The organism is Deltaproteobacteria bacterium (assembly GCA_016210005.1).
Taxonomy (GTDB): Bacteria; Desulfobacterota; Binatia; order HRBIN30; family JACQVA1; genus JACQVA1.
Window position 1 is genome coordinate 1 of record JACQVA010000012.1, and the last position, 16,289, is coordinate 16,289.

The window sequence follows — 16,289 nt, forward strand, 5'->3', positions numbered from 1 at the left end:
GGCCCTGGATGCCCGCCCCACGCCTTCGCGGGGGCAGGCTCTAAAGATTGCGGGCATGACGGAATACCCCTGTCGAGCTTTGGGTTGCGGGCTTCAGCCCGCGCTAGGCTAGATCCCGAAGGGGCGGCTTAGCAAGACCGCTCCCTGCGGGCTAACCACGTAGAGGATGACGGTATCGAACGGCGACTGGCCGGGATCGTGGGGGATGACCGCGTTGAGGCGCTCCCAGCGCTCGCTCAGCTCGATAGCTTCGCCGCTGGTCGGGGCGGAGCCGTGAAAATGGCCGCCGGCGGTGATGGCTTGGCCGTATGCTTGCGGCGGCCAGATCGCCCACACGCGCGGGGTGACGTGATCATTGCGGGCGACTACGAAGACAAAGCCGACGCCGGACCCCGGCAGCGTGCTGCGCAGCCGCAGGGAGACGTTGAGGCGCTCGCCATTGGCGCCGCGCTCCTGCCGGGCACTGAAGCGATCGAACTCGACTGCCGGCGGTGCGGCCGGCTCCAGCGCTATCTGCCCGGACCCGGGGTGGCTCGGATCGAGCGCACGCGAGAGCGCGAGGTAGGCCAGCAGCAGGACCACTACCAGCGAGCTCGAGAACGCCGCCGGATGCGCCGCCCGGCGCCAGGGAATACGGCCGGAGATCGCCACGCCAATCACCCTAGCACACGCGCCGCTGGCTCGCAGGGGTGGGTGCTCGCCTGATTGCAGCCGAGTAACTCCCTCTGGTAGGGTGCGCGCATGATCATTGGACCACTGGCGACAGTGCTGCTGCTGGTTGTTGTTGCGCTGGCGGCAGGGGTCAAAGTGCTGAGCGAGTACGAACGCGGGGTGGTGTTCCGGCTCGGCCGCCTGGTGCCGGTGCGCGGACCCGGCATCATCTACGTCATCCCGCTGATCGAGCAGTTGCAGCGCCTCGACTTACGCACGATCACGCTGGATGTGCCCTCCCAGGACGTGATCACGCGCGATAACGTGTCGGTGAAGGTCAGCGCCGTGCTGTACTTCCGCGTTGTTGATGCCGGGCGTGCGGTGGTCGAGGTCCAGAACTTCATGTATGCGACCTCGCAAATCGCGCAGACCACGTTGCGCAGCGTCTGCGGACAGGCGCACCTCGACGAGCTGCTGGCTGAGCGCGAGAAGTTCAACGCCCGCCTGCAAGAGATCATCGACATGCACACTGAGCCGTGGGGGGTCAAAGTGGTGTCGGTGGAGGTGAAGCACATCGACCTGCCGCTCGAGATGCAGCGGGCGATGGCGCGCCAGGCCGAGGCGGAACGGCTGCGGCGCTCCAAAGTAATCAACGCCGAAGGCGAGTACCAGGCGGCTGCGCGCCTGGCGGAGGCCGCCGACGTGATGCAGGCCGAGCCGGTGGCAATCCAGCTGCGCTTGCTGCAGGCCCTGGCGCAGGTGGGCACCGAGCGCAATCACACGGTGGTGGTGCCCATCCCGATCGACGTGATCCGGGCGCTTATGGCTCGCCGCTGACAACCGCGGCCGTTGTTGCCCCGAGCTGGAATCGCCCTCAGCCATGCCGATCGATCAGCAAACGCACGCGCAGCGGCGCCGTGCGGTTATGGACCGCATCGGTCCCGAGTCGGCTGCCCTATTCGTCGCCGCCCCGGTGGTGCTGCGCTCGCACGATACCGAGTATCGCCATCGCCAAGACAGCGACTTCTACTATCTCACGGGTGTGCTCGAACCCGACGCCGTCTGCCTGCTGCTGCCCGCGCAGCCGGAGGGCGAGGAGTTCGTGCTCTTCGTTCAGCCGCGTGATCCGGAGCGCGAGAGCTGGGCCGGGGCACGCATGGGGGTCGAGGGTGCAGTAGCGCGCTATGGCGCCAACGTGGCCTACACCCTAGACGAGTTGGATGAGAAGATTCTCGCCTACGTCGGCGCCCGCGAGCGCTTGTATTGCTGCCTGACGCAGCCCCCGGAGTTGACCGCCCGTATCTTGGGTTGGCTGCGGCAGTGGCGCCGGCAGCGCCCGCGCAGCGGTCAGGGGCCGGTGGCGCTCTGTGATCCGAGCACCGTCGTGCACGAGCTGCGCCTGTTCAAGGACGAGCAGGAGCTGGCGGCGATGCGGCGCGCCGCTGCCATTGCCGCCGCGGCGCATCTGACGGCCATGCGCGCCGTGCGGCCCGGCGTGTGCGAGTACGAGATCGAAGCGCTGCTGGACTACACCTTTCGCAAACAGGGCGCCTGGGGACCCGCCTACCCCTCGATCGTGGCCTCGGGGAGCAATGCCACGGTGCTGCACTACACCGCCAATGATCGGGTGATGCAGGACGGCGATCTCGTCCTGATTGATGCCGGCGCCGAGTTCGAGGGCTACTGCTCTGATATCACGCGCACCTACCCGGTCGGCCCCGACTTCAGCGGGCCGCAACGTGACCTCTACGAACTGGTGCTGCACGCGCAGCTGGCGGCAATCGAGATGATCCGGCCCGGCGTGCGGGTGGACGAAATCCATCAGCACACCGTCAAGCTGTTGGTGGAAGGCTTGGTGACGCTCGGCGTTCTCGCCGGCAACCCCGCCGAAATTATCGAGAAGGAAGAGTACAAGCAGCTGTACCTGCACCGTACCAGTCACTGGCTCGGTTTGGATGTGCACGATGCCGGCCTGTACAAGATCGCCGGCGAGTCGCGCTTGCTGGAGCCGGGCATGGTGCTGACGGTTGAGCCCGGCATCTACGCCGGCAACCAGGCTCAGAGTGTGGCGGCCAAATGGTCCGGCATCGGTGTGCGGATCGAGGACGATGTGTTGGTAACGGCGGCCGGGCACGAGGTGCTCTCCGCCGCCGTACCCAAGAGCCTCGCCGAGCTGGCAGCGGTGCGCCGCTGGAGCCGCCGGGCCCGGGCCACGCCCGGCGGCCAAGTGTGAGCGCAAACCCGCTGCCGCTACTGGGCGGCGACGGCGATTTTGCGCGGCTTCGCGGCCTCGGCCTTGGGTAACTCCAACTCGAGTACACCGTTGGTGATGCGGGCGGTGATGCGAGTACTGTCAATGCGATCGGACAACGTGAAGCGCCGCTGGTAGTTGCCGACGCGATACTCGGTATAAACCGGGTTCAGGTTGTCATATTCCTGCAGCGCCACTTGGCCGGAGATAGCCAGGACGCCGTCGGCCAAGCTCACGTCGACGCTCTTCTCATCCACCCCCGGCATATCGGCCCAGAGCCAGAGCTTGTCGGGAGTCTCGTAGATATCCACGTCCGGCATGAACGTGCGGCCAGCGCGGGTGTGTTCTTCCTTGGCGAGTTCCTTCTTGGTGCGGACGCTCAGTTCTTGTTCTGTCATGGCCGGTCCTCCGACGTCAGCGATTGCGTTCAGGCCGTTTGCACGGTGATTTGGCGCGGCTTGGCGGCTTCCCGCTTGGGGATGCGAATGGTGAGCAGGCCGTACTTGCAAAGCGCTTCGGCCTTGCCCGGATCAAGATCGGACGGCAGTTGTAGCGAACGAGAGAAGTTGCCCTCGCTACGTTCGCGGCGGTGGAAGCTGCCGTTGCCGGGGGTGTTCAGTGCGCGCCGGCCGCTGACACTGAGTGTGCGGCCATGGGCCTCGATCGTGATTTGGTCAGGTGCCACCCCCGGCACCTCCATGCGGATGACGTAGCCGTCGTTGTCGCTGAAGACGTTGACCGGCGGAAACACCCCTCGCCCCGAGAGTCCGAAGTCGACACCGAGCGGATTCTCGAACACGCGGTCGAGTTCACGTTGTAGGTTCAACAAGCTGCTGACCGGATCGAATTCCGGCCCGAAGCGCAGGAAAGCCATGATTGCCTCCTCAAAGGTTGTGCAATTGGTGCTGCGTCTTGCGGGTGTCGACGGCCCGCTCGGGCGCGGCGTTCGGGTGCGAATCTAAGGCCGGCGTGCTCGCTGTCAAGGGCAGCGTCGAAGCCGGCAAGTGCAGTGGGGCGGCCGGTGCGGATTAGGCGGCGCCGGCTTGGCCCCCGGCGCCGGCCGGCAGCATGCCGGCGGCGTCGGGGCGGGTGCGCAGCTCGGCGATCAGGCGATCGAGCTGCACCGAGATGTCGCGCACGTAGTCGTAAAGGTGCTTGTGAATCAGCGCTTGGGTCACCACGCAGCGCAGTTGGCTGGGGCAACGCCAGGCGGTCTCGATCATCAGCGACAGCGTCATCCACGCGCGCCGCGGCGAGGCCGCCAGAATGCACGTCCACAGCACGCGGAAGAAGATGCGCAGCTCGCGCGAATTCGAGATCATGCGCGAGCGGATCTCCGCGCCGCGGTTGAGCGCCAAGGCCATCGTGCGGGCGCGGAAGTTGCGGTAGTCGTACAAGCGGTGCAGCAGCCGGCGGTAGCCTTCATAGAGCTCGAGCCGCGACATGCCGTGCGGTAACACGTTGGTGAACACGAACTGATCGCCGACCGATTCTGCCAGCAGGCGCTTGGCTGCTTTTAGGCGGTTGTAAAGCGGCGTCTTGGGCAGGGCGTTGAGCATGCCGGTCATCGAGATCGGGATGCGGGCTTCCTGAATGAAGCGGAACTGCTCGTCGAAGATGCCGGCGTCGTCGTGGTCGAAGCCGACGATCATGCCGGCCATGACCTCGATGCCGGCGCGCTGGATGCGGTGCACGGCGCTCAGTAGATCTTCGCGCAGGTTTTGCGTCTTGTGGGTCTCTTGCAGGCTGGCGGCGCGCGGGGTCTCGATGCCGACGAAAATGGCGGTGAAATTGGCAGCGCGCATCAGCTGCAACAGCTCATCGTCTTGGGCGACGTTGAGCGTCACCTCGGTCATGAAGTCGATCGGATAGCCATGCGCAGCCTGCCACTCGGCGATGGCCTTGAGCAGGGCCTTGGCGTCCTTCTTGTTGCCGATGAAATTATCGTCGACGACGAAGATGTTGTTGATGCCGAGATCATGGATGGCCTGCACCTCCGCCATCACTTGCGCCACCCCTTTGGTGCGCGGCTTGCGGCCGTACATCACGATGATGTCGCAGAACTCGCAGTTATAGGGGCAGCCGCGGGCGAACTGGATGGTCATGGTGCGGTAGTGCTCGGTGCGCAACAGGTCGAAGCGGGGCAGGGGAGAGTCGTGCATGCTCGGCTTCTCCTCCTGGCGATACTCCGAATGCCAACTGCCGGCGGCGTAGTCGCGCAGAAACTGCGGCCAGGTGTACTCGGCCTCATCGACGAAAACGACGTCGACGCGCTCGCGCAGCTCCTCCGGACACAAGGAGGCGAACGGCCCGCCCGCGACCACGAACTTGCCCCGCCGCTTGAAGCCGTCGATGATCTCGAACATGCGCTGCTTGTGGACGACGTAGCCGGTGATGCCGACGATGTCGGCGTCGGTGTCGAAGTCGATCGGTTCGACGTTTTCGTCGCACAGCACCAGCTCGTGCCCCGGCGGGGTGATGCCGGCCACGGTCGGCAGCGACAGATTGGGAAACAGGCACTTCTTGTTGAGGCTGGGCAAGATGCGATCGAAAGTCCAGAAGGACTCGGGGTTCTTCGGGGCAATCAGATATATCTTCACACGGCACCTTCCCTTCCTGCTCGCTCGCGCCGAGGGTGCGCGGCCGCGGGCGCTAGCCACGGGCGCACTTTGCTCTGCTGCACTACCGCTTGTACTGCACGCAGCGGCGCTCGGCCAGTAGCAATTCGCCGCCGTGACACATCGGTTACAGGGCGGTGATGTATTGCAGAAGGGTGCGCGCGCCGAAGCCGGTGGCGCCGACTGGATGGGCCGGGAAGGGCTTGTCGGTGACGACGGTGCTGGAGAAGTCGATGTGTGCCCACGGCCGCTCGCCGACGAACTCGCGCAGGAACAGGCCGCCGATGATGGTGCCGGCGTAACCCTCGCCGGTGTTCTTGAGGTCGGCAATGCGGCTGTTGAGATCGGGGCGGTAGTCCTCCACTAGCGGGAGCTGCCACAGGTTCTCCCCCGCGCGCTGGCCGGCAGCAATCAGAGCCGCAACCAGCTGCGGGTCGCTGCCCATGATGCCGGCGTAGCGCCGGCCGAGGGCGGCGCCGACCGCGGCGGTCAGGGTGGCCAGGTCAATGATTACATCCGGCTTGCCCCGCGCCGCATAAGACAAAGCGTCGGCGAGGACCAGCCGGCCCTCGGCGTCGGTGTTGAGAACCTCGATCGTCTTGCCGTTGTAGGCTCGGACCACGTCGCCAGGCTTGAGCGCGCGCCCCCCGGGCATGTTTTCGGCCGCGGCGATGTAAGCGCGAACCTCAACCGGCGGGGCCAGCTGGGCGATTACACTCATTGCCCCAAGCACGGCGGCGCCGCCGGCCATATCGCGCTTCTGCGGTTGCATCGCTTCAGGGTTCTTGAGCGACAGGCCGCCGCTATCGAAGGTGATGCCTTTGCCGGCAATAGCCAGGCGGAGCTTGGCCCGTGTGCGTGGGCGGTAGACCAACTCGATCAGCCGGGGCGGCTGCGCACTGCCCTGTGCCACCCCCAGTATCGCCCCCATGCGCAGGCGGGCCAGCGGGCCCGGACCGAGGATGCGCGCTTGCAGGTGCTGGCGCTGCGCCAAGCGGCGCGCCGCCCCAGCCAGCGCAGCCGGTGTCAGCGCCGCGGCCGGAGTCATGACCAAGTCGCGCGCGTAGCAGGCGGCGGCGGCGAACAGCTGGCCGCGCTCGAGTGCCGTGCGCCGGCCGGCGCCGGCGCGTGCGACGTGGATGTCAACACGCGCGGGATGGCTGGCCGGGCAAGGCCGTGACTTGAAACGCTCGAAGCCGTACGCGCTCAGCGCTAGGCCCTCGGCGACGTGGAACACGGCTTCGGTCGATTCGAGGCCCTTGCCGAACGCCACCGCTGCGCCGTTCGCCTTCAGCTCGCGGGCGTGGCGGACTACCACGTCGGCCAGCTGATGCCAGGTGCGCGGGGACGCGGTGGGGGCGCAGCCGGCAAGGACGATGGTGTGCGGCGCGATCGCGCCGTGGGTTTGGAAGAGCAGGGTGGTGTCTTCGGCGCCTTTGAAGTCGGCGCGTTTCGTGGTCGCGCTCAGGTGGCCAGTCAGGGCCTGACCGAGCGAAGCAAGATCGCCCTGCACTCCGCTCACCGACGTAGCGATCACCAGCAGCTCGGCCTTGCTATCGGCTGGCCGGTTGGTGGCGAGTGTGAGCTGGGGTGAGGTGTGCGTGTCAGCCACTATGCCGCCTCAGGTAGTCGAGAATGATTGCCATTTCTTCATCGGTCAGCGGCGCAACGCCGGCGCGCGCCAAGACGTCTTGCATACGGACTACCTGGTATTTCCACATCTCGTACTTCAGCAGTGTCGGCGCATATACCCGGTGGCAGTCATTGCTGCAGCGGGCAGCGTAGAGCTTGGCGCCGGGGGAATCGGCGTCCGGCAGCCGGGCGCAAGCCGCTAGCAGCACCACGCTTAGCGCGGCGTAACAGACTCCGCCCGCAGCTCGCAAGGGCTCAGCCTTCTTCCCGGTAAGAGGCCGTTTGTCCGGTGGTCTCTTCGACGCCGATCTCGATCGCCTCGAGGCCTGCGATACCCTCGGCCTGCAACTCCCGGCGCAGCTCGCCGGCGAGGTAGCGCGCCAGCTCTTCGGCCGAGGTGTGGACAATCGGCAGCAGCACCACATCGGTGCGGGGGATCCGAAACTCGTCCCGCTCGTAGCCCACGACCACGTGCGGCCCGTCCTCGCTGATCGTCAGGCAGTCGCTCTGGAGCGGTACCAACGTGCGCTCATTGAGCCGCTCGCACAGGCGGCGCGCGATGTTCTTGACCACCGCGAAATCAATGACGTAGCCGTTGGCGCCGAGCCGTCCCTGGACCTCGACCGAAACTCGGTAGTTGTGTCCGTGCAACTTCTCGCGAAACCCGGGATAGGCGATGAAATGGGCGGCCGAGAACTTGAGGTAGTCCTTGGTGACGTGAACCTTGAAGGACTCACGGGCCATTGCCGGTCACGCTATCACGCCGTTGTGCACCTGCAAGCGGCGGCGTCATCGGATGCCGCCGGCGTCGCGGCCACAACCCTCTTCAGTGTTTGAGCTTCTCGATTTCTTCCTTGATCTCGGGGACGGCCTTGAAGAGATCGGCAACCAAGCCGTAATCGGCGACCTGGAAGATCGGCGCTTCCGCGTCCTTGTTGATCGCCACGATGACTTTGGAATCCTTCATGCCGGCGAGGTGCTGAATCGCGCCGGAGATGCCGACGGCGATGTAGAGCTCGGGGGCAACCACTTTGCCGGTCTGACCGACTTGGAGATCGTTGGGTACGAAGCCGGCGTCCACCGCTGCGCGGCTGGCGCCCATCGCAGCGCCCAGGCTGTCGGCCAGTGGCTCCAAAATGGTGGTAAAGCCCTCGGCACTCTTGAGACCGCGGCCGCCGGCCACGACGATGCGCGCCTCGGTCAGCACCGGCCGGTCGGACTTGCTTTCGTTGAAGCCGACGAACTTGATCTTCGAACCCGCCGCAGCGGGTGCCGCCGCGAGCTTTTCGATCTCGGCGCTGCCGCCCTTTTGCGCCGCGTCGAAGGCCGTGGCGCGCACGCTGATGACCTTCTTCTGCGACTCGAACTTCACCGTAGCAGTGGCGTTACCGGCGTACACCGGGCGCAGCACCGTCCCGTCGTCGTTGATGCCGATCACGTCGCTGGCCATACCGGCGTCGAGACGGATGGCGACGCGGGGCAGCAAGTCCTTGCCCACGGCCGTCGCCGTGGCCAGGACGATGTCGGCGCCCTTGTCCTTGGCGATTTGCGTCAGCGTGGCCGCATAAGCGTCGGCGACGTAATGTTCGAGGGCCGGGCTATCGATCACCAACACCTTCTTGACGCCGTACTCGGCCAGAGTGGCGGCCAGGGCATCAAGCCCGTGGCCGAGCAAGACAGCGTAACACTCACCGCCGAATTTGGCCGCGGCTTGCTTGCCGGCGCTGAGTGCGACCAGCGTGGTCTTGGGAAACTTGCCGTGCGCGTGCTCGGCGAACACCAGAACGTTGCTCATGGGACGAGGCTCCTTGTTGCTACGCTAGATGACTTTGGCTTCGGTATGGAGCAGCTGGACCAGCTCGGGCACGGAACCTACCACTTTGCCAGCCTGGCGCTTGGGCGGCGGAGCGAGCGAAAGCAGCTTGAGCTTCGGTGCGACATCGACGCCGAGATCCGCCACCGGGATCTCTTTGAGCTCCTTCTTGCGCGCCTTCATGATGCCGGGCAATGAAGCGTAACGCGGCTCGTTCAGCCGCAGGTCCGCCGTGATGATGCCGGGCAGGCCGAAAGCGACATCTTCGAGGCCGCCGTCCACCTCGCGCGTGACGGTGACGGACTTCTGGTCGGCGCTGAACTCGACCTTCGAGGCGAAGGTACCCTGCGGCCAACCGAGCAACTCCGCCAGCATCTGGCCCGCCTGGTTGGCGTCGTCGTCGATGGCCTGCTTGCCCAGCAAGACCAGGTCGGGATTCTCGCTGCGGACCAGCTTTTCGAGGATGCGCGCGACGCCGACAGAGTCCAACTCCTGCTCGGCGATCACCAGAATGGCCCGGTCGGCACCCATCGCCAGCCCGGTGCGCAGTTGCTCCTGGCAGGCCTTGCCGCCGATACCAGCCAACACCACCTCGGTGCCGCTGACTTTCTCCTTGATGCGGAGGGCCTCTTCGATGGCGATTTCGTCGAACGGGTTGACGACGTACTTGAGATTGTCGGTGACGATGCCGGTACCGTCCGGCTTGACCTTGATCGTGGCATTCGGGTCCGGGACCCGCTTGGCGGCAACGATTATTTTCACGGGGACCTCCTCGGAGGGAATTCAAAAGCCGCGGCTTTGTACCATCCGGGCTCTGGTTGGGTCAAGGTAGCTGGGTTGCTAGGGGCGCACGACAGGAACGTGAGATCCGTGTCTGAGGCTGATTTGCCTTTGGCAGTCTTTCGGCATATGTTGCCGAAAGAGCGGAGGTGAAGGATGGCAGAGGACTCCAAGGTTCCCGAGGAACTCAGGCACCTTGCCGCCCAACTCGGGCGCCCGCGGGCGATGCGGCGAGCGTCGGTGTCGGAACGTTGGATGAAATGTACCAAGGAGGCGTGCGCGTGCGGCAGCGATGAACACGCGCGCCACGGTCCCTATTTCAGCGTCACCTGGGCGGAGGCGGGGAAGACGCGGTCGCGGCTGGTCAGGGCCGAGCAACTGCCCGTGGTGCGCCAGCAAATTGAAGCCGATCGCGAGTTTCGTCGGGACGTGGCGGCCTATCGCCAGGCCAGCCAGCATTGGGCTGATGCTCAGCTCGCCGAGATCCTCCAGGAGGCCGCCTCGGACGAGGCGGCCAAAAAGGGGGGCTCAAAGAGGCATTCGCGAGCGAAGTCGCCGCCGAAATCGAGACGCTGGTAGGTCCGGGGGCAGTTGACGGCCTCGACTTCGAGGCCATCGAGACCGCCGCGCGCCGCCAAGCCCTGCGCGTGGCCGCCCGGGTCATCGAGCGACGGTTCAACTCCGACACCTCGGATCATGCCGGGCCGGCGTTGCCGTGCGCATGCGGCCAGCCGGCGCGCTACGCCGGGCGTCACAACAAGACGTTCACCACCGCGCTGGGCGAGCTGACGCTCTCACGCGCCTACTACTACTGCGAGCCGTGTGCGGCCGGCTTCTGTCCGCGCGACCGGGCGCTGGGACTGCAAGACAGCTCGCTTTCCCCGGCGACGACCCGCATGGTGGGCAAGTCCGCATCGATGGTCAGCTTCGGTGAGTCCAGTGAGTTGATGCACGAGTTGGCGGGCGTCAGCGTCGATGCCAAGCAGGTCGAGCGCACCGCCGAGGCGCTCGGACGCGAGATCGCTTGCGACGAACGCTCCGTGATCGAACCCTCGATGCCCACAGCGCCGACGATGTATCTGGGAATGGACGGTACGGGAGTTCCAGTACGGACCTCGGAGCTCGAAGGACGCAAGGGCAAGCAGAGCGACGGCTCGGCCAAGACGCGCGAGGTCAAGCTCGTCACGACCTGGACCGCACAGCGCTATGACAAGGAGGGCGTGCCCGTGCGCGACCCAGGATCGGTCAGCTATTCGGCCGCCATCGAGAGTGCCGCCAGCCGCGATACCGACGACAGCCTGTCCGACTTCGCCCAGCGTGTCGAGCGCGAGGCGCGCCGCAGCGGCTTCGAGCAGGCCCAACGCCGTGTCGTCTTGGGCGACGGGGCGCCCTGGATCTGGAACCTCGCCGACGAACAGTTCCCCGGTGCCGTGCAGATCGTCGACCTCTTCCACGCCAAGGGCCACTTGTGGGACGCGGCCAAGGCCATCTACGGCGCCGCCAGTGAACTCGGGGTGCAATGGGGCAAAGAGCGGCGCGACGAACTGGAAGAGGGCAAGATCGACGCCGTACTTGCTGAGTTGCGGGTCCATGCGGCTGCCAACGACGAGGCCCGCAAGTGTGTAGGCTACCTCACCAACAACCGCCAGCGGATGCGCTACCCCGAGTTCCGCGCCCAAGGCCTGTGCACTTCGACCGGCGTCGTCGAAGCCGGCTGCAAGACGGTGGTAGGCACCCGGCTCAAGCGTGCTGGGATGCGCTGGACTATCGCTGGCGCCGACGCGATCATCGCGCTGCGTTGCTGCGTGCTCTCTGGTCGCTTCGAGGATTTCTGGGAGCGACGCTCCGCGGCGGGCGCGAACGGGTGCACTGCGGTCATCTCACAAAATTGACGTGCGCCCGGTTGCTAGCCTGCGATGTCACGCGGCATCGTCCAGCCAGGCGCGGCCGAGCGATAGCTTGCGGCCGCGCACGGTGGCCAAAACGTACGGTCCTTGTGGTAGCACGGCCACGTGCGCCCCCGAACCGTGGCGCACCAGGCTGCGTTGCAGGGCTTCTTCCACGCTCGGGGCGTAATCGACCAGTAGGCCGCGCGCAACGTCTGCGCCGATCCCGTCGCTGACGAGCGTTACCTGCGCCTTGCGCAGCACCTGACACAAGTGCTGCACCATCCACTGGTCGATGCTGAAGTAACCGCGGGCGGTGATGCGGGCCATGAACTGCTCCGGGCTGCCGGCCTGGCGCAGCAGGTGCCGGAAGTCGGCACTGCCGATTCCTTCAGTAATGGCGGCGGCAAGGATGATGGAGCCGCCGCGGCGCACGATGTTCAGTGCCGCCACCATGCCCTTGATCGACTGATAGTAGGTATCATCAAGCGGAAAGCCGCCGGCCGAGGCGATAACGATGTCGGCGGGGCGATCGAGTTCGGCACAGACCTCGTGCTCGATGAAGCGCACGCCCGCGTCGTGGGCTCGTTCGAGATCACCGGCAAAGACGCCGGTGAGTTGGCGCTCGCGATCGAGGGTGACGTTGAACAGGAAGTCGATCCCGACGCGGTGCGCGATCTCCAGTAGATCGGCGTGGAACGGATTGCCCGCGATGATGCCCGGACCGACGTGGCCTTCGAGCATCTGGGCGCCGTGGGCGCTGCGCATGGTGTCGATTCCCGCCAGCCCCGGCGCCACGCCTTTGCGCCCGCCCGAATAGCCGGCCATCAGGTGCGGCTCGATGAGACCGGTGACGACCTTCAGACCCGCCGCGACATAGCCGCGATCGAGCCAGATCTCGGTGCCTCGCGTGGTGCGCCCGAGGTGAATGTGCTCCTCGGTGTTGCGCGCCACGTGATTGCGGAAGCGATAGCGCTCGACCATCTCCGCGCTGGTCATCGCGACCAGCTCCTCGCGCGTGTTGGGACGGTGGAGGCCGGTGGCCACGAGAATCTCGATCCGATTGGGTGCAATCCCGGCGGCTTCGAGCGTGCGCAGAATCGGCGGCAGGATCAGCCCATTGGGCACCGGACGGGTCTTGTCCGAAATGACCACGACCGCGTCGTGCCGGCCGCTGGCCAGCTCCGCCAGCGGCCGTGCCCCCAGCGGGCTCGCTAGTGCCTGCTCGACGATCGCGAGCGGATCGGCGAGCGCGTGGCCTTTCGCCGGCCCTAAAACCGTCACGCGGAGCTGGTCCGGTAACCCAATGGTGAGGCGATCACGGCCATAGTCGAGTTGGACTTCCATCGTAAGAACAGCCACTTGGCTCTTTACCACCGGGGGCGCGGGAGGCAAGCCGGCGCCGACCCACTTGCGCCAGCATTTCATCCCGGCAAAGTTGACCCAATGACTGAGCATGACGTGAGTGCCACAGGGGTGGCGTGGGACTTGGCTGATCTGTACCGAGGCCCGGATGACCCAGCGCTCCACGCCGACCTGGATGCGGCCACTGAGCGCGCGGCGGCGTTTGCCGCTAAGTACCGCGGGACTGTCAATGTGACGGACGGACCGGCTCCCGAGTGGGTGGCCGGCGCGCTGGTGGCGTTGGAATCGCTCGCCGAGCAAACCGCTCGACCGGCCATCTATGCCGGGTTATTGCACGCGGCTGACGTGCGCCCGCCGGAGCACGGCGCGCTGGTGGCGTTGACCCAAGCGCGCGGCAGCGAGATCCGCAACCGCGTCCTCTTCTTCGAGCTGGAATGGATTGCCCTGGCCGACGAGCCGGCCCGTCGAGTGATCGAGTCAGCCGCCTGCCGTCACTACCGCCACTTTCTCGCCAGCCTGCGTCGTTACCGCCCGCACACACTCACTGAGCCGGAGGAGAAGATCCTGGAAGAGAAAGCCAACACCGGCAGCCGCGCCTTCTCTCGGCTGTTCGACGAGTTGCTATCGTCGTTGCTCTTCGAGGTCGAACTCGACGGGCAGCGCCAAGCGCTGAACGAGAGCGCGCTGCTGGCGTTGCTTTACGACTCGTGCCGCACCAGCCGGCAAGCGGCGGCCCAAGCTCTTACGGCCGGGCTGCGGGCCAACGCGCTGGTGATCACTTCCATCTTCAACACTCTGGTGCAGGACCACGCTATTGACGACCGCTTGCGTTCATACGACGACCCGATGGCGGCGCGCCACCTCGCCAATGAGATCGATGCCCGCACCGTTGAGGCGCTGATGGCGGCGGCCGAAGCCGGTGGCGGCGTGGTGCACGATTACTACCAGCTCAAGCGCCGCCTGCTCGGACTGGATGTGCTCTACGATTATGACCGCTACGCGCCGGTCTTTCCGGACGCGCCGGCGGTGGGCTGGCCGGCGTGCCGCGAGTTGGTACTGGCGGCCTATGCGGACTTCTCCCCGGCTATGAGCGAGGTGGCGGCGCGATTCTTCGCCGAACGCTGGATTGATGCCGAGCCGCGCGACGGCAAACGCGGCGGCGCCTTCAGTGCCGCCACGGTAGCGAGCGCGCATCCTTACGTGCTGGTGAACTACACCGGGCGCGCCCGCGACGTCATGACGGTGGCCCACGAACTCGGGCACGGCGTGCATCAGTATCTGGCGCGCGAGCGCGGTTTCTTGCAGATGAATACCGCGCTCACCATGGCCGAAACCGCCTCGGTCTTCGGCGAGATGTTGGTGTTCGATCGCCTGCGCCGCCAGCAGCATGATGCCAAAGCCAAGCTCGCTCTGCTCTGCGGCAAGATCGAGGACACCTTCGCAACCGTGTTCCGCCAGATCGCGCTCACCCGTTTCGAGCAGGCGCTGCACGCCGCGCGGCGCCAACAGGGCGAGCTCGCCGCCGCGCGTATCGGCGAGCTGTGGTTGCAGTCGAATGCTGCCGTGTACGGCGATTCGGTAACCCTAACCGGCGACTACGCCTGGTGGTGGGGCTACATCCCGCACTTCGTGCACTCGCCGTTCTACTGCTACGCCTACGGCTTCGGTGAGTTGCTGGTGCTGGCCCTGTACGAGATCTACCGGCGCGAGGGCGCGGCCTTCGTGCCGAAGTACCTCGACCTCCTTGCCGCCGGCGGCAGTGAGGCGCCGGCCACGCTGCTCGAGCGCATCGGGGTCGACGTCAGCCAGCCGGAGTTCTGGCAACTCGGCTTGCGCCCGATCCGGGCGATGGTCGACGAGGCCGCGGCCTTGGCGGCGGCGCTCAGCTGACCTCGAACCGGCGCACCACTTGTGCCGGTACGCCACAAGCGTAGCTGAAGGGCGGCACGTCGGTTTCAACTACCGCGCCCGCTCCCACCACCGCGCCTTCACCAATAGTGACCCCGGGCAGCACGATCGCTCCGGCATAGAGCGCGGCGTCACGACCGATCACCACCGGCGCGCGCTGCTCCCCGAGCAGCGGCAGCAGGCGGTCGCCGGGGCGGTTGTGCGCCAGAATGATTACGCCGATGCCGATGCGGGCGTGATCGTGGATCTCGATCAGCTCCGGATGAAGAAGATCGATGTTCACATCCGAGGCCAGGTAGACCTGTTGACCGATGCGCACCCCCTTGGCGCGCTGGCAGGCAATGCGCCAGCCGTTGACGGGCAAGAGCTTGGCCAACAGGTCCAAAATGCGGCGGAACAGATGCGTCATTGTGATTGCATAGCCGGCGGTTGCGCTGCGGGTCAACCGGTCGCCGACTCCCGTTGACTCGCGGGCGCACTTCGCAGTATGCGCTCACTCATGACATGGCGAACGGCAATCGTAACCGGAGCTGCCAGCGGCATTGGCCGCTGCTTTGCGGAAACGCTGGCAGGGCAGGGCGCGGCAGTCGGACTTGTGGACGTGGCGGCTACGGCTTTGACGGCCATGGCCGAGACGCTGCGCGGCCGTGGTTTCGCAGCCGAGTCTCGTGTTGCCGATGTGAGTGCGGCCGACCAGGTCGAGGCGGCGGTGCACGAGTTGGTCGGCAAACTCGGCGGCCTCGACCTGTTGGTGAACTGCGCGGCGATCCTCGGGCCTGGGCGCTTGGCGCAGCAACCGGCGGACGAGTTCGAGCGCACGATCCGTATCGACTTGTTCGGCACCGCAAACGTCCTGCGCGCCGCCTTGCCGGCGTTGCGCCAGAGCCGCGGTGCGGCGGTGTGCATCGCTTCGACCGCGGCCGTGCACGGCTGGCCGAACATGGCGGCGTACTCCTCGGCCAAGTTCGGCGTCGCCGGCTTCTGCGACGCGGTGCGGCCGGAACTCGCGCGGGACGGCGTGCTGCTCACCTGCGTGTTTCCGCTGCTGATCGACACGCCCTTGCTGCAAGGCGCCGACCGGGCACCGATCCTGCGGCAAGGCAAACCGATCCCGCCGGCGGCCGTGGTGGCGAAGACGCTGGCCGGGGTGCGCAAGCGGCGCGCGCGCGTCTTCGTGCCCGAGACCGTACGGCTCGTCGCCGCGATCCACGGCCTGGCGCCGTCGTTACTGGATTGGTACGGCCGCCGCTTCGGGATGTAGGCCGCAGCGCCGCGTCTGCGCTTGGTCGCAGGCGATTTCGCCAGTCATACGGCGACAAAGCGACGACGTTTTCGCCCGAAGTGGCAAGATCACGGCGGCCAGCACGTGCGCTTCGCGCGTGTAG

At 66.2% G+C, this 16,289-nt stretch carries 17 protein-coding genes; 6 read left to right on the plus strand and 11 right to left on the minus strand.

What is annotated here, in order from left to right; genetic code table 11:
- Positions 1-108: 108 nt before the first annotated feature.
- The gene (locus tag HY699_01910) at positions 109-651 is read right to left on the minus strand and encodes a hypothetical protein (protein ID MBI4514556.1); all 543 of its coding nucleotides are present in this window, start codon (positions 649-651) and stop codon (positions 109-111) included.
- 90 nt (positions 652-741) lie between these two features.
- Between HY699_01910 and HY699_01915 the strand changes: the two genes are divergently transcribed.
- Entirely contained in the window at positions 742-1,488 is a 747-nt protein-coding gene (locus HY699_01915; GenBank protein MBI4514557.1) for a slipin family protein, read from the plus strand.
- Positions 1,489-1,531: 43 nt separating this feature from the next.
- Positions 1,532-2,884, plus strand: coding sequence for an aminopeptidase P N-terminal domain-containing protein (locus tag HY699_01920; GenBank protein MBI4514558.1), 1,353 nt, complete (start codon positions 1,532-1,534; stop codon positions 2,882-2,884).
- Between the two features lie 17 nt (positions 2,885-2,901).
- On the opposite strand, the gene HY699_01925 is transcribed toward HY699_01920, so the two are convergent.
- The 8 genes from HY699_01925 to HY699_01960 all read right to left on the minus strand — a co-directional run bounded on the left by HY699_01925 (position 2,902) and on the right by HY699_01960 (position 9,727).
- Complete coding sequence (locus HY699_01925) at positions 2,902-3,300, minus strand: Hsp20/alpha crystallin family protein (protein ID MBI4514559.1); 399 nt, start codon at positions 3,298-3,300, stop codon at positions 2,902-2,904.
- A 29-nt stretch (positions 3,301-3,329) separates the two neighbouring features.
- On the minus strand, positions 3,330-3,776 hold the full coding sequence (locus tag HY699_01930) for an Hsp20/alpha crystallin family protein (GenBank protein ID MBI4514560.1): 447 nt from the start codon (positions 3,774-3,776) through the stop codon (positions 3,330-3,332).
- Positions 3,777-3,930: 154 nt separating this feature from the next.
- Entirely contained in the window at positions 3,931-5,502 is a 1,572-nt protein-coding gene (locus HY699_01935; GenBank protein MBI4514561.1) for a DUF4070 domain-containing protein, read from the minus strand.
- A 145-nt stretch (positions 5,503-5,647) separates the two neighbouring features.
- Positions 5,648-7,132: a leucyl aminopeptidase gene (locus HY699_01940; protein ID MBI4514562.1), complete on the minus strand. Its 1,485-nt coding sequence runs from the start codon at positions 7,130-7,132 to the stop codon at positions 5,648-5,650.
- On the minus strand, positions 7,125-7,403 hold the full coding sequence (locus HY699_01945; GenBank protein MBI4514563.1) for a hypothetical protein: 279 nt from the start codon (positions 7,401-7,403) through the stop codon (positions 7,125-7,127). The genes HY699_01940 and HY699_01945 overlap by 8 nt, the downstream gene beginning before the upstream one ends.
- 4 nt (positions 7,404-7,407) lie before the next feature.
- Entirely contained in the window at positions 7,408-7,896 is a 489-nt protein-coding gene (locus HY699_01950; protein MBI4514564.1) for a 6-carboxytetrahydropterin synthase, read from the minus strand.
- A gap of 82 nt (positions 7,897-7,978) precedes the next feature.
- Positions 7,979-8,947 (minus strand): electron transfer flavoprotein subunit alpha/FixB family protein, encoded by a 969-nt coding sequence (locus tag HY699_01955; GenBank protein MBI4514565.1) that lies wholly within the window; start codon positions 8,945-8,947, stop codon positions 7,979-7,981.
- Positions 8,948-8,971: 24 nt separating this feature from the next.
- On the minus strand, positions 8,972-9,727 hold the full coding sequence (locus HY699_01960; GenBank protein MBI4514566.1) for an electron transfer flavoprotein subunit beta/FixA family protein: 756 nt from the start codon (positions 9,725-9,727) through the stop codon (positions 8,972-8,974).
- 174 nt (positions 9,728-9,901) lie between these two features.
- On the opposite strand from HY699_01960, the gene HY699_01965 reads away from it, so the two are divergent.
- A complete protein-coding gene (locus HY699_01965; protein ID MBI4514567.1) occupies positions 9,902-10,324 on the plus strand; it encodes a hypothetical protein in 423 nt (140 codons plus the stop codon).
- The gene (locus HY699_01970; GenBank protein MBI4514568.1) at positions 10,309-11,637 is read left to right on the plus strand and encodes an ISKra4 family transposase; all 1,329 of its coding nucleotides are present in this window, start codon (positions 10,309-10,311) and stop codon (positions 11,635-11,637) included. The genes HY699_01965 and HY699_01970 overlap by 16 nt, the downstream gene beginning before the upstream one ends.
- Positions 11,638-11,664: 27 nt before the next feature.
- On the opposite strand, the gene larA is transcribed toward HY699_01970, so the two are convergent.
- Positions 11,665-12,993 carry a nickel-dependent lactate racemase gene (larA, locus tag HY699_01975; GenBank protein ID MBI4514569.1) on the minus strand — a complete coding sequence of 443 codons (1,329 nt, stop codon included), beginning with the start codon at positions 12,991-12,993 and terminating at the stop codon, positions 11,665-11,667.
- Positions 12,994-13,077: 84 nt separating this feature from the next.
- Here larA and HY699_01980 point away from each other — a divergent pair, with 84 nt between their 5' ends.
- On the plus strand, positions 13,078-14,886 hold the full coding sequence (locus tag HY699_01980) for a M3 family oligoendopeptidase (GenBank protein MBI4514570.1): 1,809 nt from the start codon (positions 13,078-13,080) through the stop codon (positions 14,884-14,886).
- On the opposite strand, the gene HY699_01985 is transcribed toward HY699_01980, so the two are convergent.
- Positions 14,879-15,313 carry an acyltransferase gene (locus HY699_01985; protein MBI4514571.1) on the minus strand — a complete coding sequence of 145 codons (435 nt, stop codon included), beginning with the start codon at positions 15,311-15,313 and terminating at the stop codon, positions 14,879-14,881. The genes HY699_01980 and HY699_01985 overlap by 8 nt on opposite strands.
- Positions 15,314-15,403: 90 nt before the next feature.
- Between HY699_01985 and HY699_01990 the strand changes: the two genes are divergently transcribed.
- Positions 15,404-16,165 carry an SDR family NAD(P)-dependent oxidoreductase gene (locus HY699_01990; protein MBI4514572.1) on the plus strand — a complete coding sequence of 254 codons (762 nt, stop codon included), beginning with the start codon at positions 15,404-15,406 and terminating at the stop codon, positions 16,163-16,165.
- Positions 16,166-16,289: the final 124 nt, after the last annotated feature.